Source organism: Flavobacterium sp. FG19, from assembly GCF_057809475.1.
In genome coordinates, this window is the sequence record NZ_JBMDKA010000005.1 from 45567 (window position 1) to 68831 (window position 23265).

Annotated in this window: 23 protein-coding genes; 15 read left to right on the plus strand and 8 right to left on the minus strand. The window is 36.4% G+C overall.

What is annotated here, in order from left to right; genetic code table 11:
* The first annotated feature begins 64 nt into the window (after window positions 1–64).
* The 12 genes from ACODST_RS06955 (at window position 65) to ACODST_RS07010 (ending at window position 9043) form a co-directional block, all read left to right on the plus strand.
* Complete coding sequence (locus ACODST_RS06955; protein WP_488931396.1) at window positions 65–553, plus strand: YegJ family protein; 489 nt, start codon at window positions 65–67, stop codon at window positions 551–553.
* Window positions 554–582: 29 nt separating this feature from the next.
* On the plus strand, window positions 583–1299 hold the full coding sequence (locus ACODST_RS06960; RefSeq protein WP_488931397.1) for a M949_RS01915 family surface polysaccharide biosynthesis protein: 717 nt from the start codon (window positions 583–585) through the stop codon (window positions 1297–1299).
* Between the two features lie 22 nt (window positions 1300–1321).
* The gene (locus tag ACODST_RS06965) at window positions 1322–2080 is read left to right on the plus strand and encodes an ankyrin repeat domain-containing protein (protein ID WP_488931398.1); all 759 of its coding nucleotides are present in this window, start codon (window positions 1322–1324) and stop codon (window positions 2078–2080) included.
* A 94-nt stretch (window positions 2081–2174) separates the two neighbouring features.
* Window positions 2175–2540, plus strand: coding sequence for a hypothetical protein (locus tag ACODST_RS06970; protein WP_488931399.1), 366 nt, complete (start codon window positions 2175–2177; stop codon window positions 2538–2540).
* A gap of 236 nt (window positions 2541–2776) precedes the next feature.
* Window positions 2777–3964 (plus strand): hypothetical protein, encoded by a 1188-nt coding sequence (locus ACODST_RS06975; RefSeq protein WP_488931400.1) that lies wholly within the window; start codon window positions 2777–2779, stop codon window positions 3962–3964.
* Between the two features lie 145 nt (window positions 3965–4109).
* The gene (locus ACODST_RS06980; protein WP_488931401.1) at window positions 4110–4436 is read left to right on the plus strand and encodes an ArsR/SmtB family transcription factor; all 327 of its coding nucleotides are present in this window, start codon (window positions 4110–4112) and stop codon (window positions 4434–4436) included.
* Window positions 4426–4926 carry an SRPBCC family protein gene (locus ACODST_RS06985; RefSeq protein WP_488931402.1) on the plus strand — a complete coding sequence of 167 codons (501 nt, stop codon included), beginning with the start codon at window positions 4426–4428 and terminating at the stop codon, window positions 4924–4926. The genes ACODST_RS06980 and ACODST_RS06985 overlap by 11 nt, the downstream gene beginning before the upstream one ends.
* A 36-nt stretch (window positions 4927–4962) precedes the next feature.
* Window positions 4963–5466, plus strand: a complete 504-nt coding sequence (locus tag ACODST_RS06990; protein ID WP_488931403.1) for an SRPBCC family protein — start codon at window positions 4963–4965, stop codon at window positions 5464–5466.
* Between the two features lie 85 nt (window positions 5467–5551).
* Window positions 5552–6421, plus strand: a complete 870-nt coding sequence (locus ACODST_RS06995) for an alpha/beta hydrolase (protein ID WP_488931404.1) — start codon at window positions 5552–5554, stop codon at window positions 6419–6421.
* A gap of 124 nt (window positions 6422–6545) precedes the next feature.
* On the plus strand, window positions 6546–6920 hold the full coding sequence (locus tag ACODST_RS07000) for a hypothetical protein (protein ID WP_488931405.1): 375 nt from the start codon (window positions 6546–6548) through the stop codon (window positions 6918–6920).
* An 11-nt stretch (window positions 6921–6931) separates the two neighbouring features.
* Entirely contained in the window at window positions 6932–7300 is a 369-nt protein-coding gene (locus ACODST_RS07005) for a nuclear transport factor 2 family protein (protein ID WP_488931406.1), read from the plus strand.
* A 153-nt stretch (window positions 7301–7453) separates the two neighbouring features.
* A complete protein-coding gene (locus ACODST_RS07010; protein WP_488931407.1) occupies window positions 7454–9043 on the plus strand; it encodes an ABC-F family ATP-binding cassette domain-containing protein in 1590 nt (529 codons plus the stop codon).
* A 142-nt stretch (window positions 9044–9185) separates the two neighbouring features.
* Here ACODST_RS07010 and ACODST_RS07015 read toward each other — a convergent pair whose 3' ends face one another.
* Entirely contained in the window at window positions 9186–10721 is a 1536-nt protein-coding gene (locus tag ACODST_RS07015) for a YifB family Mg chelatase-like AAA ATPase (protein WP_488931408.1), read from the minus strand.
* Window positions 10722–10801: 80 nt separating this feature from the next.
* Window positions 10802–11773 carry a Gfo/Idh/MocA family protein gene (locus tag ACODST_RS07020; RefSeq protein WP_488931409.1) on the minus strand — a complete coding sequence of 324 codons (972 nt, stop codon included), beginning with the start codon at window positions 11771–11773 and terminating at the stop codon, window positions 10802–10804.
* 316 nt (window positions 11774–12089) lie between these two features.
* Here ACODST_RS07020 and ACODST_RS07025 point away from each other — a divergent pair, with 316 nt between their 5' ends.
* A complete protein-coding gene (locus ACODST_RS07025) occupies window positions 12090–13406 on the plus strand; it encodes an ammonium transporter (RefSeq protein ID WP_488931410.1) in 1317 nt (438 codons plus the stop codon).
* A gap of 246 nt (window positions 13407–13652) precedes the next feature.
* Here the strand turns inward: ACODST_RS07025 and ACODST_RS07030 are convergent, their stop codons facing one another.
* The 3 genes from ACODST_RS07030 to ACODST_RS07040 form a co-directional block, all read right to left on the minus strand.
* Window positions 13653–15743 carry a protein-disulfide reductase DsbD family protein gene (locus ACODST_RS07030; protein WP_488931411.1) on the minus strand — a complete coding sequence of 697 codons (2091 nt, stop codon included), beginning with the start codon at window positions 15741–15743 and terminating at the stop codon, window positions 13653–13655.
* On the minus strand, window positions 15743–17053 hold the full coding sequence (tilS, locus tag ACODST_RS07035) for a tRNA lysidine(34) synthetase TilS (RefSeq protein ID WP_488931412.1): 1311 nt from the start codon (window positions 17051–17053) through the stop codon (window positions 15743–15745). The genes ACODST_RS07030 and tilS overlap by 1 nt, the downstream gene beginning before the upstream one ends.
* Window positions 17054–17142: 89 nt before the next feature.
* Window positions 17143–18429 (minus strand): anthranilate synthase component I family protein, encoded by a 1287-nt coding sequence (locus ACODST_RS07040; RefSeq protein ID WP_488931413.1) that lies wholly within the window; start codon window positions 18427–18429, stop codon window positions 17143–17145.
* A gap of 181 nt (window positions 18430–18610) precedes the next feature.
* Here ACODST_RS07040 and ACODST_RS07045 point away from each other — a divergent pair, with 181 nt between their 5' ends.
* Both ACODST_RS07045 and ACODST_RS07050 read left to right on the plus strand, forming a co-directional pair.
* Window positions 18611–19504, plus strand: coding sequence for a DUF4349 domain-containing protein (locus ACODST_RS07045; RefSeq protein ID WP_488931414.1), 894 nt, complete (start codon window positions 18611–18613; stop codon window positions 19502–19504).
* Window positions 19505–19712: 208 nt separating this feature from the next.
* Window positions 19713–20087 (plus strand): DoxX family membrane protein, encoded by a 375-nt coding sequence (locus tag ACODST_RS07050; RefSeq protein WP_488931415.1) that lies wholly within the window; start codon window positions 19713–19715, stop codon window positions 20085–20087.
* A gap of 55 nt (window positions 20088–20142) precedes the next feature.
* On the opposite strand, the gene ACODST_RS07055 is transcribed toward ACODST_RS07050, so the two are convergent.
* The 3 genes from ACODST_RS07055 to ACODST_RS07065 all read right to left on the minus strand — a co-directional run bounded on the left by ACODST_RS07055 (window position 20143) and on the right by ACODST_RS07065 (window position 23037).
* Window positions 20143–20688, minus strand: a complete 546-nt coding sequence (locus ACODST_RS07055; RefSeq protein WP_488931416.1) for a lipocalin family protein — start codon at window positions 20686–20688, stop codon at window positions 20143–20145.
* Between the two features lie 163 nt (window positions 20689–20851).
* The gene (gene lpdA, locus ACODST_RS07060; RefSeq protein ID WP_488931417.1) at window positions 20852–22255 is read right to left on the minus strand and encodes a dihydrolipoyl dehydrogenase; all 1404 of its coding nucleotides are present in this window, start codon (window positions 22253–22255) and stop codon (window positions 20852–20854) included.
* Window positions 22256–22578: 323 nt separating this feature from the next.
* Window positions 22579–23037: an Lrp/AsnC family transcriptional regulator gene (locus ACODST_RS07065; RefSeq protein WP_343539305.1), complete on the minus strand. Its 459-nt coding sequence runs from the start codon at window positions 23035–23037 to the stop codon at window positions 22579–22581.
* Between the last annotated feature and the right edge of the window lie 228 nt (window positions 23038–23265).

Consider the following 23265-nt stretch of genomic DNA (forward strand, 5'->3'; position numbering starts at 1 on the left):
AAAAAGGAACCCAAAATTACGAATCAAAAAGTACAGCACACCTTAAAAGTCGAAACAGAAAACAATGAAAATAAAACTTGTAGCCTTACTAAGCATGCTTTGTCTAATAAGCTGTAAAGAATCAAACAAAATTGAAAGAGAAAATGAACCTGCAATTTACGGTGTCGAAAGTGAAGATAAAGAAATGAATGACGCTATTGTAAAAGCAAATCAGACTTTAAAAGATTTCAATAACGGGTTATCAGATCCTAAAGCGGAGAGCGCCGCCTTAAAAGTTCAATTTGCCTATACAGAAGGAAATGAACACATGTGGGTGGGCGATATTGAATTTAAGAATGGAAAATATTCCGGTATCTTAAATAACGAACCCGAATATGTTACGGAATACAAAGCTGGTGATACCATAGAAATTGATCCTTCTAAAATAAGCGACTGGATGTATTTAAAAGATAGAAAACTAATTGGCGGTTATACCATAAAAGTTTTAAGAAACAGAATGACCTACGAAGAAAAAAAACAATTTGATGAAGAAAGCGGCATGATAATAGAATAAAAACCAAAATATAAAAATACAAGCCACTCATGAAAAACCTACCCATAGCGATAATGATCATTTTCTTATTTTCGAACTGTAAGCCGGAGAAAAAAGAAGCAGCAAAACCTGCTGCAAGTATAGAAATACCCGCAGACAAAGAAGAAGATTTTACTTTAATAGTACAAAATATCGATTCGACACAATTCCCGGCTTCGGTTAAATATGAAGGATTTGTAAAAGAAGCAGTACGCTGGAGGGATAAACAGGGAAAGCATATTGTAATTTTAACCGAAACAGGATATCACATCAATAAAAAATTCGAACATGAATTTAACGACAGTGCTGATGCCGAATTATTTGGTTATCATTTTATAGTTTCCGGAAATGAAGCCAGACAAACATGGCGGGTTTACGATTTCATTTCAGACTGTCCTGTTGATATTGTGGCATCATTTGTCAAAAACACTTTTAATGTTACAGATTTAAACAACGACGGAATTGCCGAAGTCTGGATGATGTACAAAACAATCTGCCATGGTGATGTAAGTCCGTCTGATATGAAAATTATTATGTACGAAGACACTAAAAAATATGCTATGCGGGGCGAGAATAAAGTACAGGTGGGCGTTTATGACAATGGCGAAAAACAATTCATAGGCGGTAAATTTAAACTGGATCAAAACTTTACAAACGGTCCAAAAGTTTTTAGGGACTATGCCCGAAAACTGTGGGATGAAAACCTGATGGAAAACGGAGACAATTAAAACGAACCAAAACGCAATGACAATGAAAAATATAAAAACAATCTTTTTAATTCTGGTAATTCTGATTTTTGATAAATCGGTGTCACAGACCAAAACAAAAACAGCGGCACCTTCAAGAGAAACAGTGGAAGAATTTTATGATGCCATTTTTGCCAATGATACTCCAAAAGCGCTTAAAATGATTGGTACAAAATTCCCGGCCGCTTATGAACCGCAAAATAAAGTTACACCGCTGCAGGCCGCAATCTGGCAAAATAACCTGCCGCTTGTAAAAGCACTGGTCGAAAAAGGAGCCAATATTAATAGTCCGGTCTCATCTGCTGTTGATGTGGCAGCAGGAAAAGGGACTCTGGAAATTTTATCTTATTTAATTGAAAAAGGTGGAAAAATCTCCGCGGAAGCTTTTAATACAGCGGGATTCAGCCAGTTTTATGATTGTGCCAAACTACTGCTGTTAAAAGGCGCCAGTCAGGAAAAAGGAGATATCAGAGGAAAACTCTGGGTCTTTGAACAGGCTGTAAGAAAATCAGATTATGAGCTTTTGAATGCCTTAAAACTAGATAAAGAAGAACTTAATTCCCATAATTACGATGGTGAAACCGCTCTTATTATCGCCGTAAAAAACAAAAATACCGAAATGGTAAAATACCTGCTCAAAAAAGGGGCAGACAAAAATAAACCTGAAACCTTTGATGCCGGCGATGATATTTCGTATGGCAAAAAACCGATTCAGATTGCGGCAAAAATGAAATTGACCGAGATTGTTAAACTGCTTAAATAACGACAAAGAACTGAGAAACAGCCCCTTAATATCAAAAAGTAATTTTACTTTGAATAAATTAGTAAATTTATAAATCAACACTAATCTATTCAAAATGAAAAAACTAATATTATTATTTGTCTTTTTTGCGGGTTTATCCGTAAATGCACAGACTTCTAAAGAACTGATCGGGAAATGGCAGCTCGTAAAATGGACCAAAAACGGAAAAGAAAAAAGTATTCAGGATCGTTTTAAAACTGATCAGGTTTTTCAGGTTTTTGGTGAAAATGGAGATTTTAATAGTTTGATAGGAGAAGAATCACACAGAGCAAAATGGAAAATGTCCAATGATAATAGTCAACTGACGATTATTTCTGTCTTAATGCCAATAAAGTTCAATATTGACTACTTTGATAGTCAGAAACGTATTATTACCAATACCGAAGTGGGCACTTTTGAATACAAAAAAGTAGCTGATTGATATACAATATTTAAAACAGGGCTATTATCGTATTTCTTATGAAACTTAAAAGTACTCTAATAGCCCCGATGGAAGCGGTATCCTTTTCCTGCTTCTTTAGCAGGAAAAGATTTAGCGTACAGCGGGACTAAAGGTCTTTATAAAAAGCATAGTTCCTGCTCCTTAAAATAAATCTTAAAAAAGGCATAGTTGTTGAAAGTTAAAAAAGATATATTTACACCTTCAAAAAGAATACTATGCAAAAAATTACTTTTTTATTTTCTATATTGTTTTTAGCCTTTTCCTCTTGTGGTGTAAAAACCACGCAGGCCTTAATAAGTGACGGAAATTATGACGGTGCAATTGACCGCGCAGTCGAAGCTTTAAAATCGAATAAAGATTCTAAAGGAAAACAGGATTATGTATATCTGCTCGAAGAGGCTTTTGCAAAAGCGAAAGAAAGAGATTTACGTGATTTGGAAATGCTTTCTAAAGATCCAAATCCGGCCAATGCGGAACGTGTTTACAATACGTATTTACAGCTGAGTAACCGTCAGGAAAAAATCAGACCCATTTTACCTTTGAAGTTAATCAAACAGGGGAAAAATGCGTATTTCCCTTTTGATAATTATACCGATCAGATTGTAAGCAGTAAAAATGCACTTTCAAAATATTTATATGAAAACGCATCGGCACTTTTAAAATCCAAAAACAAACTGGATTTCAGAAAAGCCTATGATGATCTGGCGTATTTAGAAAGAATAAATCCCGACTATAAAAACGCCAAAAAACTGATGGACGAAGCACAGTTTAAAGGAACTGATTTTGTAGACGTGTACGCCAAAAATGAAACCGAAATGATCATCCCGAAAATGCTTCAGGAAGACCTGCTGGATTTTAAAACTTATGGATTAAATGACAAATGGACGGTTTATCACAACGCCCGACAAAAAAATGTAGTCTACGATTACAGTCTGATTATCAATTTCAGACAAATTGTAATTTCTCCGGAACAAATCAAAGAAAAGGAGTTCATTAAGGAAAGACAGGTAAAAGATGGGGTAAAAACACTGCTGGACAGCCGCGGAAGACCTGTAAAAGACAGTCTGGGCAAGGAAATAAAAGTAGACAATTACCGAATTCTCCGTGCCAATGTGTACGAGTTCAGACAGTTTAAATCCTGTCAGGTAACTGCCAAAATTGATTATGTAGATTTAAAAACAAACCAGCTGATACAGACTTTCCCCGTAAGCAGTGAGTTTATTTTCGAAAATATTTACTCGACCTATAAAGGTGACCGCAATGCCTGCGAAGACAGTTATATTGGCTACTTTAATAAACGCGCTGTTCCGTTTCCGAATAATGAACAGATGGTTTATGATACCGGTGAAGATCTGAAAGCCCGACTCAAAGATATTATTGTTAAAAATAAATTCAGGAGTTAAACCTGAACCCTTTTGAAAAGACGCATTTGATGCGTCTTTTTTGTTTCTAAACCATATCAATCTAAAAAAAATCTGAAAAAAACAATTGCGCAACCAAAAAGTTGCTTATATTTGCAACTGATTAGTTGCTTAACTTATATTAAAAATGAAACGAGATGTTTTTCAGGCGATTGCCGATCCGACACGCAGAGCGATTCTGGTACTGATTTCTTCAAGTGCCTTAACTCCAAATGCTATTGCGGAACAATTTCATACTACCAGACAGGCCGTATCTAAACACATCAGGATACTGAATGAATGCGACCTGCTGGAAGAAAAAAAAGTGGGACGGGAAATTTACTATCAGCTTAAAATCGATAAAATGAAAGAAGTAGATCACTGGCTTGAACAATTCAAAAAGATATGGGAAAGCCGATTTAGTCAATTAGATCAAGTATTATTGAATTTAAAATCTAAAGAAAATGGAAACTAACCTTTTAATGAACTTTTCGGTAGACAAAGAAAACAAAACCGTAAATGTAAAACGTGAATTCAATGCCTCATTACCAATCGTGTGGTCTGCCTGGACAGAGGCCGAAATTCTAGACCAATGGTGGGCACCGGCTCCGCTGAAATCCAGAACCAAAAGTATGGAATTTAAAGAAGGCGGAAGAAGATTATACGCTATGGTAATGCCCGAAGGCGAAGAACGCTGGAGCACTTTCGATTATACTTCGATTTCTCCTAAAACTAATTTTAAATATGCCGCTACTTTTTGCGATGGCGAAGGAAATCCTAATTCAGAATTTGGAAGTTCCTATTGGGATGTCTCGTTCTCTGAACAGGGAGATTCTACTATTGTAGATATCGTCATCAGAAGGGACAGTCTGGAAGAACTGGAAAAAATAGTCGAAATGGGATTCAAACAAGGATTTACATCGGCTATGGAAGGTCTGGACAAAATACTGGCCTCAAAAAAATAAAAAAGACAAATTACTAACGACTATAAAACCTAAAAAATGAAAGCAGCTCTTTTAATGAATTTTACTGTAGACAAGGAAAAAAATACAGTGAATGTAAAACGTGAATTTAATGCTTCCTTATCAAGTGTCTGGTCCGCCTGGACTGAAGCTGAAATTTTAGATCAGTGGTGGGCACCGGCACCCTGGAAATCCAGAACTAAAAGCATGGAATTTAAAGAAGGCGGAAGAAGACTCTATGCCATGGTGGGCCCGGAAGGAGAAGAACATTGGGCTTTAGCCGATTTTAAATCGATTAGTCCAAAAACTAATTTTCAGTATCTGGATGCGTTTTGTGACAGCGAAGGAAACCTAAACACCGAATTTCCCCGCTCTGACTGGGACGTTACGTTTTCTGAGCAAGGCGATTCAACCTTTGCCGAAATTGTGATTAAACATGAAAAACTTTCTGATCTGGAAATGATTATACAAATGGGTTTTAAAGAAGGTTTTACAATCGCTATGGAAGGCCTTGATACGATTTTTGCAGGAAAAGAGAAATAATTTTCCTAAGAATATATAAAAGACGAAAGCAGCAAAAAATAAAATGGTAACTTTCGTCTTTTATAAATCATTTTCCTCCTAATTAATGAACAAGATTTTTTACTTTACTTTCTTCCTTTTTTTCTCAGTTTTTACCTTCGGTCAAAAAAAACAACTTCAAACAGCACAAACTTCAAAACCTTTCATGTTAGGCGTTATTGATGAAATTCAATCGAAAGAATTAAACGAAAAAAGGGTTTTAAATATTTATCTGCCGGAAGGCTACAATCCGCAGGACGATGTAAAATATCCCGTAATTTATTTACTGGATGGTTCAGCCGATGAAGACTTTATTCATATTGCAGGTCTCGTGCAGTTTAACAGTTTTGAATGGATCAATCAGGTTCCAAAATCGATTGTAGTAGGCATTGCCACAGTGGACAGAAAAAGGGATTTTACTTTTCCAACCACTCTCGAAAATGATAAAACCCGTTTTCCAGCCACAGGTCACTCTGATAAATTCATTTCTTTTATCGAAAAAGAACTACAGCCGTTTATTGACAAAAAATACAAAACAACAACTTCTAAAACTCTTATAGGGCAATCACTGGGCGGTCTGCTGGGAACAGAAATCCTGTTTAAAAAACCGGCACTGTTTACGAAATACATACTGGCAAGCCCGAGTTTATGGTGGGATAACGGCTCTCTTTTAAATCTGGAACCCGAAATCCTTCAGGAAAACTTTAAACAGCCAATCGATGTATATATTGCTGTAGGCAAAGAAGGCCTCACCCCTACCGAAATTCCGCGTGTGATGGAAGTAGACGCTAATTTACTCGCTGAAAAAATAAAAGGCGCAAAAAACAAAAACATAAAAGTCTATTTTGATTATTTTCCAAACGAAAATCACGGAAGTATTTTGCATCCGGCAGTTTCAAATGCCTTCAAATTCTTTTACCCTCAGCTTAAAGAGTAAAAATGAGTTTACGGAATGTCTTTAAAAAATTGTATTTTAGTATCCATTAAAAAATTAAACTTAAGAAGTGAAGTTTCCCACAACGGCCGAAGAACTTAACGAGGAACTTTTAAAATCTGTCGACATGATCGATAGAGCCGGGGATTTACGTATCAGGCAGCTGTTTCAGATTTTACCAAAAGTGGATGATCAGGTGCTTATTGAAGGGGTAATTCAGGTTTTTGAAAACGAAGACAGAACCAATTCTGTTTACACAGATCAAAAATATGCCGGATTAATTCTGGCAGAATTTAATCCGAAAACCAGCCAAAACATAGAAAACATACTAAACAGAGTTTTAAAAAACTGGAATAAAAGTGTCGCAGAATTTCCTTTCTGGCTTCAAAATAATTACGGAATTGAAACTGTAAAAAAAGCTTTTACAGAGATTGAACACAAAGGTTTATCAGCAACAGAAGCAGACAAACTGCGTACCATGAAATGGTTTTTAAGACCTTAACATTTTGACTCATGGCATTAAACAAACAAACCGTAAACGAATATATGGCCGCTTTTATGGTAAGCGATCATCAAAGAATTCTGGCCTGCCTTACTGATGATGTCATCTGGGAAATGCCCGGAATTTATCAGCATATTGGCAAAGAAGCTTTTGATAAAGAAATCGAAAACGACAACTTTACAGGAAGCCCGACGATCCAGATTATCAAATTAATTGAAGAAAATGACATTGTAATTGCTGAAGGCGCTGTTCAGGGAAACATGAAAAACGGAAATAAACTGGACGCTGTTTTTTGCGATGTTTTTGAAATGGAGAATGGAAAAATCAAGAAGCTAACCTCCTATCTGATGTCTAAAAATGCTAATCTCAAATTTGAATAATCCCTGTTTTCAATCCTCAAAAATATTTTTTATATCTTTGCCCTGTAAATAAACCGCACAAAGCCTTATGTGAATAAAAATTTCTTTCGGACAATTATAAAGTAAGCTGTAAAAACAGCCTGCTCATTTGTTTATTCCTTAAAGAAAGAAATTATGGTTATTTTACAGAATATCTCATACTTACATTCCAACAAAGATTTGTTGTTTGATAAGATCACTTTTACAGTTAATCAGCACGAAAAAACAGCCTTAATTGGCCATAACGGAGCCGGAAAATCAACTTTATTAAAAATTACAGCCGGAGAATTACAACCGGCCGAAGGCATTTTAAAAACCAATTCAAAACCTTATTACCTGCCTCAGATTTTCGGGCAGTTTAATCATTTGACTATCGCTCAGGCTTTACAGGTCGAAGATAAATTAAAAGCTCTTCAGGAAATTCTGAACGGAGAAGTGACAGAGGAAAACCTCAACACCTTAAACGACGACTGGACTATTGAAGACCGCTGTATCGAAGCCCTTCAGTATTGGAAACTGGAAAATCTTAACTGGAACCAAAAACTGGAAACCTTGAGCGGTGGACAAAAGACAAAGGTTTTTCTGGCCGGAATTCTTATTCACCAGCCAGAACTGGTTTTACTGGACGAGCCCAGTAATCATTTAGATGCAGCATCACGGGAATTACTGTACAATTTTATAAAACAGACTGCTTCGACCCTGATCGTGGTAAGTCATGACCGAAAACTACTGCAATTGCTAAACTCCGTTTATGAACTTTCAAAACATGGAATTACGGTTTATGGCGGTAATTATACCTTTTATACGGAACAAAAACAAATTGAAAACAATGCTTTAAATCAGGATATCCAGAGTAAAGAAAAAGCACTGCGGAAAGCCAGGGAAAAAGAACGGGAGACTTTAGAGCGTCAGAACAAACTGGATGCCCGCGGAGAAAAAAAACAGAAAAAAGCCGGGGTTTCCAGAATCATGATGAACACGCTGCGTAATAATGCCGAAAACAGTACAGCCAAAACCAAAGGAGTTCATGCTGAAAAAATTGGTGGTATTTCTAAAGAATTACAGGAACTACGTTCGGTTTTACCCGATATAGACCAGATGAAATTTGGTTTTGATAAAACGAATCTTCACAAAGGAAAAATACTTTTTTCTGCCGCCGAAATGAATTACCGTTATGAAAACGGTCTTTTATGGAAAGAGACTCTTACTTTTGAAATTCTGAGTGGTGACCGCATTGCACTAAAAGGCACAAATGGTTCCGGAAAAACAACGCTGATCAAAATTATTATGGGAGAATTACAGCCCACAACCGGAAAAGTTTTTAAAGCCGATTCCAAAATGATTTATATCGATCAGGATTATTCTCTTATCGAAAATGAGCTTTCGGTATACGAACAGGCACAAAAATTTAATACTTCGGGTCTGCAGGAACATGATGTTAAAATGAAACTGAATAAGTTCCTCTTTTCTCAAAACGACTGGAACAAGCCGTGTGCAGCTTTAAGCGGAGGTGAAAAAATGCGCTTAATGCTTTGCTGTTTAACAATCAATAATCAGGCACCTGATGGTATTATTCTCGATGAACCAACTAATAATCTGGATATTCAGAATATCGAAATCCTTACCGCCGCCATCAACGAATACCAGGGAACTTTAATTGTGGTTTCGCATGATGCCGTTTTTCTCGAAGAAATACAGGTTGAAAATTTTATCGAATTAAGCTAAACCTTTTAATACTATATATGCTAATTGACAGTGGTGTCAATTAGCATATATAAATCAAGAAAAAATATACGATTGTATCAATTGTTTTCTAAACAATTGGAGCTATCTATTTGTACCAAAATAACAAAATCTAAAACCAAAGCTATCCCAGCCAGCCATCCCTGTCGAGACTTCTGTACTGAATTGCTTCAGAAATATGATGAGAAACAATATGTTCTGAATTATCAAGATCAGAAATAGTCCTGGCTACTTTCAAAATCCGGTCGTAGGCCCTGGCAGAAAGGTTTAAACGTTCCATCGCATTTTTTAAAAGCTCTTTGGACTGCTCATCTAATACACAAAATTCACGGATTAATTTACTGCTCATCTGGGCATTGTAATGTACATTCTCAATATCGGCAAAACGTTTGGTCTGGATTTCGCGTGCAGCTGTTACCCGTTTACGGATTTCAACACTGCTTTCGGCTTTGCGGTCATCTGCCAGTTTATCAAACGGAACAGGTGTCACTTCTATATGAATATCGATTCGGTCTAAAAGTGGTCCGGAAATCTTACTCATATAACGCTGCATTTCGTGAGGAGAAGACGTATTGGGCATCGAAGGATCATTAAAAAAACCACTCGGACTCGGATTCATACTGGCCACCAGCATAAACGACGACGGATAGGTCACCGTAAATTTTGCTCTTGAAATGGTAACTTCACGATCTTCCAGCGGCTGACGCATTACTTCCAAAACGTCGCGTTTAAACTCGGGCAGTTCGTCCAGAAACAAAACACCATTGTGCGCCATCGAAATTTCTCCCGGCTGTGGATAACTTCCGCCGCCTACCAAAGCCACATTCGAAATGGTATGATGCGGACTCCTGAAAGGTCTTTGATTCATTAATCCTGCTTCTTTTAATTTTCCGGCCACACTATGTATTTTAGTGGTTTCAAGAGCTTCCCGTAAAGTCATGGGCGGTAAAATACTCGGAACCCGTTTGGCCAGCATTGTTTTTCCTGCTCCGGGAGGACCAATCAATATAATGTTATGACCTCCGGCAGCGGCAATTTCCATACAGCGTTTGATACTTTCCTGACCACGGACATCTGAAAAATCGAACTCCGGAAAATCAAGTGTTTTATAGAATTCAGCCTGTGTATCAATTACTGTGGGCTGTAAGCCCCCTTTTCCGGCAAAAAAATCAATAATCTCCTGTAAATTGGTTACCCCATAAACATCAAGATCTGATACAATCGCCGCTTCTTTTACATTTTGTACCGGAAGAAAAAAACCTTTAAAGCCTTCTTCTTTGGCTTTTATCGCAATGGGCAAAGCACCTTTAATAGGCTGTAAGCTTCCATCAAGCGAAAGCTCTCCCATAATAACGTACTGTTCAATTTCCGGCGCCTTAATCTGATCGGAACCAACGAGAATGCCCAAAGCCAGAGGAAGATCATAAGCAGAACCTTCTTTTCTAAGGTCAGCCGGAGCCATATTAATGGTTATTCTTTTACCCGGCAGACTTAGTCCGTTGTTCTTTAAAGCAGCTGCTATTCTGAAACTGCTTTCCTTTATCGCATTATCCGGAAGTCCCACCAAATGATAACCAATCCCTTTGTCCATGTGCACCTCAATCGTAATGGTGGTGGCTTCAACTCCAAAAACAGCACTTCCGTAAACTTTTACCAACATAATATTCTCTTCATTAATTATTCTTCAAACTAACGAAAAAAATATTTAATTGTAAAAATTTTATTACAATAAATTGTTTTTTAAAATAAAAGCCCGATTTGATACTTAATCCCCTCAACTATTTTACTCAAATCCAAACTATTCTGATGCGACCAAAGTCGGCTTTCTATTTGATTGTTCAAAATGCAGTTACAGCATTCTATAATTTCATGGGTATATCCTTTTCCTAAAGTCGGCAGTTTATGTACTGTTTCCTGTTCTTCAATATGAACAGAATAAGCACCTGCCATAAACCAGGGAGCCCGTAGTTCAATCCAGCCTTTTGTACCGCCAATGACCGCTTTCATATCTGAATTTGAAACAATAGAAGCCTGTAAAACGGCCTGAGCTTTTTCGTACTGCAAAATCATTGAGGTCTGCAGATCAATTCCGTTTGAATGCAAAATGGATTTTGCCAGTATTTCTTTTGGGATACCAAGCATTATATAGGATAAGAACAAAGGATAAACGCCAATATCATAAAGAGCACCTCCTCCTCTGTTTTTATCAAATAACCTACTGTTTTCTGTTTCATTTCCAACAAAAGCAAAATCTGCTTTTATATAATTCACTTCTCCTATCAGTCCGTTTTGCACTTTTTCCAGCACATCCCGAACCACCGGAATAAACCTTGTCCAGAAAGCTTCCATAAAAAATTTAGTCTGTTTTCCAGAGACTACGGTCATAAGCTGTGCATCAGCATAAGAAAGTGCTAATGGCTTTTCACACAAAACATGTTTACTGTTTTCCATTGCTCTAATCGACAATTCTGCATGTGAGTCGTGCGGTGTGGCTATGTAAACGATATCCACTTCCGGATCTGCCAAAAGGAAATCGTATGAGTCATATGTCTTTAATGCCTTGTGTTTTTCAGCAAACTCTTTAGCCTTAGCAATATCCCTTGAGGCGACAGCATATAATACGGCATTTTCTACTAACCGTAAATCTGCCGCAAACTGTTGTGCAATATTTCCCAGCCCTATTATTCCCCATTTTACTATTCGACTTTCCATTCTTATATTTTAATTACAAAAACTGTTAAAAAGATTAATTATACTTCATCAACACAAACAATTCGATGTTTTTACATAATAAACCACAAGTTTAACTCAAAAAAGTGTATTAAAAAAACAGAAAAAAGGCACCCTTCATGGGGCAGTGAAAAAAAAACGCTGCTAAAATGTAAATTTTAAGTCTATTTTAACAAACACATTCAAATTTAAGGGGGTTAAATTTTAAAATTAACAAAAATTAAACATTAAACTCTATTTTTTTAGGGGGTATCAAATCATTTTATACTTTTATCAAAAATTTTAAAACTAAATAACTATGCGAAAAATTATTTTAAGTGTGATTCTTATCACTATTTTGGTACTAACCTTTATATCAAATTTCATCATTGCCGATAACCCAATTCCGGCCGAAGCGGTTAAGTTTGATACGGGAGATACAGCCTGGATGATCGTTGCCACTGCTTTTGTATTGTTAATGACACCGGGATTAGGATTTTTCTACGGAGGAATGGTAGGTAAGAAAAACGTAATTAGTACTATGCTGCAAAGTTTTATGGCAATGGTAATTGTTACAATTTTATGGGTTGTTGTTGCTTTCGGACTGGCTTTTGGACCTACAATTGGAGGAATCATCGGAAATCCGTCAACTAATTTATTCTTTGAAGGTGTTGGAACCAGTACAGCATGGAGCCTTGCCCCAACAATTCCTTTTATGTTATTCGCATTATTTCAGGCCAAATTTGCCATCATTACGCCTGCCCTAATCACAGGTGCTTTTGCAGAACGCGTACGTTTCTGGGCTTATTTGTTATTCATGGTTTTATTTATATTATTGATATATGCTCCACTTGCTCACATGACATGGCATCCTGACGGAGTTTTCTTTAAAATGGGAGTATTAGACTTCGCCGGAGGAACAGTGGTACACATGAGTGCCGGATGGGCTGCATTAGCAGGAGCTATCTTCTTAGGAAAAAGAAAAGTACAAAAAGTTAACCCTGCCAGAATCACTTATGTATTATTAGGTACAGGTTTACTTTGGTTTGGATGGTTTGGTTTCAACGCAGGTTCTGCTTTAGGAGCTAACGGTCTTGCTGTTCAGGCTTTAGGAACAACTACAGTTGCTGCTGCCGCTGCTGCAATGGCATGGGTATTCCTTGACAAAATTTTAGGACATAAATTATCTGCTCTTGGAGCTTGTATCGGAGCTGTTGTAGGTCTTGTTGCTATTACACCTGCTGCCGGTTTCGTAAGCATCCCTCACGCTATCTTTATCGGTTTATTCTCTGCTATTGTAAGTAACTTAGTAGTAAGCAAATTCCCTAAAGGAAAAATCGACGATGCTCTTGATGTATTTGCCTGTCACGGTGTTGGTGGTATGGTAGGTATGTTGTTAACAGGAGTTTTTGCTTCAAAAGCAATCAACCCTGCTGTAGGTGATAACCAAGGTTTAATCTTCGGAACACCAACTTTGTTCATCAATCAATTGACTGCTTTGGTAGTGGTATCTATCTTCGCTTTCGTTGCTTCTTATGTATTGTTCTTCATCGTGAACAAAATCACTCCTCTAAGAGTTACTGAAGAAAAAGAAGAATTAGGATTAGACATCTCTCAGCACGGAGAATTCTTATAAGACATTAATTTTCACTTTCGTTACTTGATAAAAAAAGCACTCTAAGTTATCTTAGAGTGCTTTTTGTTTTGAATTAAATTCAACCGTTTAAATAAATATTTTAGATATGGATTTTAGACTTCAGATATATTCAAGAAAATCAAAAGTCTTTAAAGCAACTCCTAACTCTCAACTCTTAACTCTCAACTCCTAACTCTCAACTCTTAACTCTCAACTCTTAACTCTCAACCCCTAACTCTTAAGCGACTATTTAAAATTAGAAATCCCCTGTTTCAGCCATTTTAAATATTCATCAGCACTTACATAGCTGATCGTTGGTTTAGAAGCATTTAGATTATTTCCTTCTAAATCTGTAATTACATATAATGGCTGTGTATTGGTTTTATATTTTGAGATCATAAAATCAGTCCATTTATCTCCCGCTGTAATAATTCTATCACCTGCCTCGGTAACAAACTGCTCTTCTTTTGGCAGCTCGCGTTTATCATCAACATAAAGTGAAATCAAAACCACGTCATTTTTCAAAATTGGTAATATTTCAGGTTCAGACCATACATTATTCTCCATTTTTCTGCAGTTTACACAGGCATAACCTGTAAAATCAAGCATAATAGGTTTCTTGATTTCTTTGGCATAAGCCAGACCATCCTCGTAATCATGGAAAACCATAATGCCGTGAGGTCCTAATTCTGCCCCTATTGGCATGCCTTTAATATCAGTATTTATATTTGACTGACCAGATCCTCCTACTCCAAACGGGCTTTCACTGTAATGCGGCGGCGGCGGAAATGCACTGATCAGTTTTAAAGGTGCTCCCCAAAGTCCCGGAATTAAATATAATGTAAATACCAGTGTAAGAAGTCCTAAATATAATCTTCCTACTGAAATATGATTCGTTGGGCTATCATGCGGTAGTGTAATTTTCCCGAATAAATACAGCGCCAAAGCTCCAAAAATTGCGATCCAGATCGCGATAAAAACTTCTCTTTCCAGAAAATGTAATTGTAAAACCAAATCGGCATTTGATAAAAACTTGAAAGCCAGTGCTAATTCTAAAAACCCTAAAACCACTTTCACCGTATTTAACCAGCCTCCTGATCTTGGCAGTGAATTTAAAAAGCCCGGGAACATAGCAAAAAACATAAATGGCAATGCTAATGCAGAAGAGAATCCTAACATTCCAACGATTGGTGCAATACCTCCGTTTGAAGCTGCTTCAACCAATAACGTCCCAACAATTGGTCCGGTACACGAAAAAGATACAATTGCTAAGGCTAAAGCCATAAACAGTATTCCGATTATTCCGCCTTTGTCTGCCTGCTGATCGGCTTTATTTGCCCAGGAATTAGGCAACATAATTTCAAAAGCTCCCAGGAATGAAGTAGCAAAAATGATTAAAATCACAAAGAAAATCAGATTAAACCAAACATCTGTAGACAAAGCATTTAAAGCATCGGCACCGAATATTTTAGTCACGATAAGTCCTAAAATTACATAAATTGCGATAATAGAAAGACCGTAAAAAATAGCATTTCTAATTCCTTTTGCCCTGCTTTTACTCTGCTTGGTAAAGAAACTTACCGTCATTGGAATCATTGGAAACACACAAGGCGTTAACAAGGCGGCAAAACCTGATAAAAAAGCAATAAAAAAGATCGACCATAAGCTTCTTGAAGGTGCCGGAGCCGGAATTTCTGCTTTAGCTGCAGTGTCATCTGCTTTTACCGTCTGTTCTTTAGCCGTTTCTAAAGCCGCTTCTTTTTTAATAGTATCAACTGCAAGCCCCACTCTTTTGGTTTCATCCAGCTTAGCTTCTGCTACCACCGGAACTTCGTCCATTTTAAAAGTAGAAGGCACTGCAACAGAGAACTTTTTACTCGAATTGATACAAACTTCTTTACAAACCTGAAAATCAAAATCTACATCAACTGTTTTTAAATTAGGATTAATGATTTTTATTTCCTGTTCTACATGTGCTTTCCCTTCAAAATAGGTTTCATCTACACCAAATACATCATTAAAGGATGTTTTTGTTTTTCCTTCTTTTGCTTTTCCAACCAGTTCGTAATTTCCTTTTTGGTTTTTAAATGTTATTTCCAGTGCCAGCGGACCGCCTTCAGGTGTGAACTGCGAATACATATGCCAGTCTTTTTCAATCACGGCATCAAAAATCAATAAGGCGTTGTTTCCTTTTTTTTCAATTTTAGAAGTCCATTTAACTGGTTCCAGAATTTGAGCATTGCCTGCCAGAGTAAAAAAGAATAACAGTAAAAGGGCGGTTATTTTATTCCAGATACTTACCGAAAGTATCGCTCGATGGTTTTGATTGATGTTCATTATTGCAATTCTATTTTAAGTATTTTACGGGTTGTGTTTTCAACTTTAAAACGTTCGTCCTGTCTGATTCCAACTACCCAGACTATCTGGCCGTTTGAATCTAAAATCCATGTTTTTTCCTTTTCGATAAGGGATAACTTTTCATCTTTAAAAAGCTTGCTCACTTTTTTAGATTTTCCGTTCATCCCAAAAGGCTGAAAAACATCTCCTTCATTCCATTTACGCAGGGTTAAAGGAAAGCGGATTTTTTCAGTGTCCACAAATATAACTTTATTTGAACCTATAGTTATGTGACCTGTGTTACAAAGTATTATTTTTAAGGGAAAATTAACTACTGTATCGTTTTCCTGAATTTGATATTCTTCTTTTTCTGGCGGTTCTGAAACTGGACTCAAAATCAGGGTTTCTCGATTTTTCAATAGTCTGAATTCCTCGCAAAGAACCTGTTTTCCTGACTGTCCGTCCACTAAATCATAAATATCATTCCAGGCCGAAAAACCAAATTCATTCAGCCATTGGTATAAATATGATCTATAATTAGGAAGCTTTTTTAATTGATTCAAATCAAAATGAATGTCCTCTCCGGCTTCTTTTGCCACCTGCTGATACACCATAATCGAAGCATCTTCGACCATTTCTTTGGATTCCTGAAGAAAAGACTGTGTTTTCTGAAAGGCATTTAAAAAATTCGGATTAAGCTCTTTTAAAACCGGAACGAGATCATGGCGGATTTTATTACGCAGGTATTTATTAGAAGCATTACTGCTGTCTTCCCTCCAGCTGATATTATTTTCTTCCGCATATTGTTCAATTTCTTCTCTTGAAAAAGGCAGCAGTGGCCGAATAATTTTATCGTTCTGCTCCGGAATCCCGGTTAATCCGTCTAATCCTGTTCCTCGGGTCAGGTTGATCATAAAAGTTTCGAGATTGTCGTCGGCATGATGTGCTGTCAGAATATAATCGAAGTTTTTTTCTTCCAGAAGTTCGTAAAACCAGCTGTAACGAAGTTCTCTTGCTGCAACCTGTGTCGACAGCTTGTAATCTTTTGCAAAAGCCTCTGTATCAAACTGGGTTACAAAAACCGGAATAGCATTTTGATCACAATACTGCTGAATAAACTCCTGATCTCCAAAACTTTCCAATCCCCGAAGCTGAAAATTACAATGCAAAACGGCAATTTCACAGGAAAGCCGCTGTAACAAATGCAGTAAAACCATACTGTCTATCCCGCCGCTGACCGCCAGAAAAAGCTTCTTTTGAGTCAGGAAAGGAAACCTGGATTCGATATGGTTTTGAAATTTTGAAAACATCCGATAAAAGTAAAAAATTAAATTCTATCTATTTTTAAATGAAATGTTAAGCGGGTATTTTTTCTGCCGTTAATTTCGAAGCTAAAAAATTACTGCAGGACTTCGTGCATTGCCTTAGCTTTCAACAGGCATTCTTCGTACTCTTTTTCGGGAATCGAAAGTGATGTAATGGCACTTCCTACTGAAAATGAAACATATTGCTTTTCCTGATTATACAATATGCTGCGAATTACAACATTAAAATCAAAATCGCCCTCAGGAGAAAAGTAACCAACAGCACCACTGTAAAGTCCTCTTTTGGTTTCTTCAAGGTTTTCGATAATCTTCATTACCGAAATTTTAGGAGCTCCCGTCATACTTCCCATTGGAAAAGTAGTTTTTAAAACATCAACAGCCGAGTATTGCGGATCTAATTTTGAAGTGATTGTCGAAATCATCTGATGAACCTGCAGAAAAGAATAGATTTTACAAAGCTCGGCAACTTTCACAGTACCTTTTTGAGCGGTATGCGACAAATCATTTCGAACCAAGTCCGTAATCATGATATTCTCGGCGCGTTCTTTCGCATCTGATTCTAAAAACTCCTTTGATTTTTGATCTTCGGCCGGGTCTGCAAATCGTTTGGAAGTTCCTTTAATAGGTTGTGAAATAACCGTATCTCCTTCTTTTTTCAGATACCGTTCCGGTGAAGCCGAAAGTAAAAACTGTTTGTGATTTTTAAAGAAAACTGAAAACGGCGCTTTTGAAATTTCATTTAATTTCCAAAACTTTTCGAGTGGATCAATCACCACATTTTCAGCAAAAAACTCCATACAAAAATTCGCTTCATACATATCCCCTTTATGAATATGTTCCAGCATGGTATTTACTTTTTCAACGTATACATTTTTAGGAATACGCTGCTGAATTATAATCTCACTTATTGTTTCAAATGCTTTAAAATCGCTCTGAATAATCTCATTGAAATCATCTTCAACTTCATCATCACAAAGAAACAAATACTGCATTTCAAGCTGATTTCCTTTTAACGTCAATATCTTTTTAGGCTGAAAGAAAAACAAATCCGGAAATTCCAGTCCATCGTAATTATCAGACTCTAACTCTTCAGTATCGTTTTTGAGATCGTACGACAAATACCCGAAAAGCCAGTCTTTTGTGGTTTGCTGATACTGTTTTAAATCTTCAAAAGCATTCTCATAATCGGTTTTTAAAGACGTAAAAGCGTCTGCCGCCAGTATACAGTCAAAACTCGAATAAGGTTCCGGATAAGAATTACTGTCTAAAAAAGCGACTTCCCGAAATTGCTGTGCCCAGTTTAAAAGCTGCTGTTTAAACTGCTCCGGGTTGGATATAGGTTTAGTAACGGATACTCTCAAAAATGAATGGATTTTTAAATTTCAAAATTACAACAAAAAAATCCTTCGATAAATGAATGCTTAAAAATTATTGGCACACTTTTTAGTATATCGAATTTGTATTAATTCACGTGCATTTTAACAATACAGCCATTTTATTCAAATCAAAAAATCAATTTATTAATCAATTTTCTAAATCTTTATGAAAACATTTGCCAAATTAGGTTTGACCGCCCTGGTCCTTATTACTCTTTTATTTTCCTGCAAAAAAGCGGATTATGATGCTGCCGAGAGTGCCGATATGAAAATGGCAGCCGACAGTACTGCGATTTCTTCTTCGGCAGCCGTAGAACCACAGGGAAGCAAACAGAAATTTATCCGGACTGCGGACATTAAATTCAAAGTCAAAAATGTTGTGAAATCGACTTACGCCATCGAAAATGCGGTTCAGAGATTCGGCGGTTTTGTTACGTATACGAATCTGCAAAGCAATATCCATGAACAAATTAAAACCAAAATAAGTCTGGACAGCACGCTTGAAACCACCAAATATTCTGTCGAAAATAATATCACCATTCGTGTTCCCAACACCAGACTTGATACCGTAATTAAAACCATTGCCAAACAAATTGATTTCTTGGATTACCGAATTATAAAAGCCGATGATGTGTCTTTAAAAATGCTGGCCAATCAGCTTTCGCAAAAGAGAGCAGCTGTAAATCAAAAAAGAGTTGAACAGGCTATTGATTCCAAGGGCAAAAAAATAAATGATATTATGGAAGCCGAAAATACACTGGCGAACCAGAAAGAAGAAAATGACAACCGAACTATTGAAAATTTATCTATTGAAGACCAGGTCAATTTTAGTACGGTAACTTTACAGCTTTATCAAAATGAAACGATCAGACAGGAAGTAGCAGCAGGAGAAAAAGATCGCTCTTCTTATCAGCCCAATTTAGGAATTCAGGTTATCGATGCTTTAAAAAACGGCTGGTACATTTTACAGGCCATTCTAGTTTTCATACTGAATTTATGGCCCGTTATTTTATTAGCAGCCGGAGGATGGTTTCTTTACAAAAAATACATTAAGAAATAAGAAAACTGTTAACAAAACAGCAATTTTGTAATAAAAAAATCACTATATTTGATAGAGCTTTAAACTAATCCCAAAACAGAATACTATTGATTGTTGAATTCTCAATAAAATGATATTAAAAATAGTTTTTCATTTTATCAGAGCATTATAGATTTTGCATTTTCACCCATTAATTATATTGTTTTAACCTATTAAAATTCTAAGTATTATGAAAATTGCTACTATTATTGTCCGCGTTTTGATTGGTCTTTTGTTACTCTTTGCTTCTATTTCTTTTTTCTTCAAATTAGCCCCGGAACCAGAAACAACAGGAAATTTTAAGGCTTTTAATATGGGGTTAGTTGCTTCAACTTACTTGCTGCCGTTAGCCAAAACAGTTGAATTACTTTGTGGAGTTTCTTTTATTACGGGTCGTTTTGTAACCTTAGCTAACATTTTAATTTTACCAATTACAATCAACATCCTGTTCATTAATTACTTTTTACAACCAGAAGGTCTGCCTATTGCAGGATTACTTTTTCTTGGTAATTTGTTTTTAATTTACAGATATTGGGATAACTATAAAACCGTTTTCACTCCGTGATAACCTTTTTAGTCAAAAAAAAGAAACCCGGCACATATTCATGCCGGGTTTCTTTTTAACTTACTTTATCATGTTTTACCCAGATCAGGTCTGATACCTCATAACCTATTTCACGGGCTTTGATAAGAAAATCTGCTTTTACACTCTCCGGCATAGTAGTTTCTCTGGAAAGGATCCACAGATATTTTAAACTTTCACCGGCAACGAGTGCATATTTATAATCGCTGTCTACTGCTATCACATTATATCCGGAATAAAAAGGACCAAAAAATGAGACCTTAAGCATACCAACATTGTCTTTTTTGACAAATCTGGCTTTCCCGATGCTCTCTTCCCACTTGTCTTTTTTGACATCATAGCCCTTATTATCGACTTTTATGGTTCCATTCCCGTTAAGGGAATATTCAGCAGTAACATTATCTAAGTTTTTCTCCCATTTGTAATCTAACCTGGCAATCTCATACCATTTTCCTAAATATTTTTCTTTTTGAAAGTTGGCAACAGCTGCTGCTTTTTTGGGAATAGCAGAACGACTGCGGGAATAAAGAACAAATGCAATTCCTGTTCCTAACAAAACAGGCGCTATATATTTATTTTTCATAACGTATCTTTTTTATAATCATAAAGATAGCATCAGAATCATACATCTAATTTACAAAATTTTTCTTCAGGTTTATATTTTTCGGCTATTAAATTTAATCCCAAATAAAAAACCCGCCAGAATCGGATTCTAACGGGTTTTCAAAATTATTGTTTAACGTAAATTATACGTGTAAAGCTCTGTTTTCTGTTGCTGCCAATGCTGCTTCTTTTACCGCTTCAGCAAAAGTTGGGTGTGCATGGCTCATTCTTGAAATATCTTCAGCAGAAGCTTTGAATTCCATTGCTGTCACCGCTTCAGCAATTAAATCTGCTGTACGGGCTCCAATCATGTGAACTCCTAAAACCTCATCGGTTTTCTCATCAGCCAGGATTTTTACAAATCCGTCTAAGTCAGCACTTGCTCTTGCACGTCCTAATGCTTTGAATGGAAAACTTCCTGATTTGTATTTCACTCCGGCTGCTTTCAACTGCTCTTCCGTTTGTCCAACTGCTGCTACTTCCGGCCAGGTATACACTACACCAGGAATTAAATTATAATCGATATGTGGTTTTTGACCTGCTAAAATTTCAGCAACCATAACTCCTTCTTCCTCTGCTTTGTGTGCCAACATCGCTCCACGAACAACGTCTCCAATAGCATAGATATTTGGAACATTAGTTTGTAAATGATCATTTACTTCAACTTGTCCTCTGTCAGAGATTTTAACTCCAGCTTTGTCAGCGTTTAATCCGTCTGTGTATGGACGACGACCAACAGAAACTAATGAATAATCTCCCTCAAGAGTGATTGTTTCTCCTTTGGCATTTTCAGCCTGAACTACAACAACATCACCGTTTCTTTCAACTGATTTTACTTTGTGAGAAACGTAGAATTTCATTCCTTGTTTTTTCAATACTTTAGTCAATTCTTTAGAAAGAGCTCCGTCCATTCCTGGAATGATTCTATCCATGAATTCAACTACAGAAACCTGAGCACCAAGACGAAGGTAAACTTGTCCAAGCTCGATTCCGATAACTCCACCACCAATGATTACTAAGTGTTTTGGAACTTCTTTTAAAGCCAAAGCTTCAGTAGAAGTGATGATTCTTTCTTTATCAATTTTGATGAATGGTAAAGAAGATGGTTTTGATCCTGTAGCAATTACAGTATATTTTGCTTCGATAGTTTCTGATGTTCCGTCAGCTTTTGCAACCGCGATGTGAGTAGCATCAACAAATGAACCTAAACCATTGAAAACCGTGATTTTGTTTTTATCCATTAAATAATTGATTCCGCCTACAGTCTGATCAACAACAGCTTGTTTACGGGCAATCATTTTCTCTAAATTAATTTTTACATCACCGGAAACTTCGATTCCGTGATCTGCAAAATGAGCGATTTCTGAATAATGATGTGAAGAAGATAATAATGCTTTTGAAGGAATACAACCTACGTTAAGGCAGGTTCCGCCTAATGAATTATATTTTTCTACAATGGCAGTTTTGAAACCTAATTGTGCGCAACGAATTGCTGATACATATCCTCCGGGACCTGAACCTATAATGACTACGTCAAATGAACTCATAGTATTTTGTTTTTATTTTAGCGGTTACAAAATTAAGCAATAAAGTTTTGTTTAAAGTTTAATTTTCAATGTTTTTTGCGTGAAATTTTGGGTTGGGATTTTCTGCCACGAAGGCTCTAAGACGCAAAGTTTTTTTTGATTTTTTAATCTCGCAATCCCGATAGTAATCGGGAGCAGAGTCGCAAAGTATTCTCTCAAAGTATGTCATTTTTATTGAAAGGAGACTCAAACGATAACGAAATGACAAACATTGTGTTAGACGCACTGCAGTGCGTCTCTACAGAAAACCTTTGTCCCTTTGCATCTTTATCTCTTTGTACCTCTTAAAAAGAAATCACCGTCGAATTCTTAACTTCACTAATCATAAACATACTTTGCGTACTGCCGATGTGCTGCAATGAAGTCAGTTTGGTTACTAAGAACTCTCTATAGGCTTCCATATCTTTTACTAAAACTTTCAGAATATAATCATAATCACCACTTACGTGATGACATTCCAGAACTTCATTAAGTTTGATGACTTCGCTTTCGAATTTGGTTAGAAATTCTTTGGTATGCTGAATGAGTTTTAAATGACAGAAAACCACAAATCCTTTTTCGATTTTGGATTTGTCAACCAAAGCTGCGTAGTTTTTTATTATGCCTTCTCGTTCGAGTTTTTTGATTCGTTCGTAAACTGCTGTCACGGACAAATTGAGTTTCAAAGACAATTCTTTGTTTGTCTTTTTACTGTCGGTTTGAAGCAGAACCAGAAGTTTTTTATCTATTTCGTCAAGAATCATTTTGTTGATGGTTTTTAGTTGATTGTTGGTAGTTTCTTTTCAGATGAAAGAAAATCTATTTCGTTATACTTTTTGAATCAAATTTAGATTAAAAATCAAAACAAACACATTTTTATAGTTTTAAAATCTAAATTACAAACTAATAATTGATTATTTTTCTGATTCATTCTTACTTTGAATAAAATTTATTTTGAAAATGACTGCCCTAGCCCTGATAGAAGCGACATC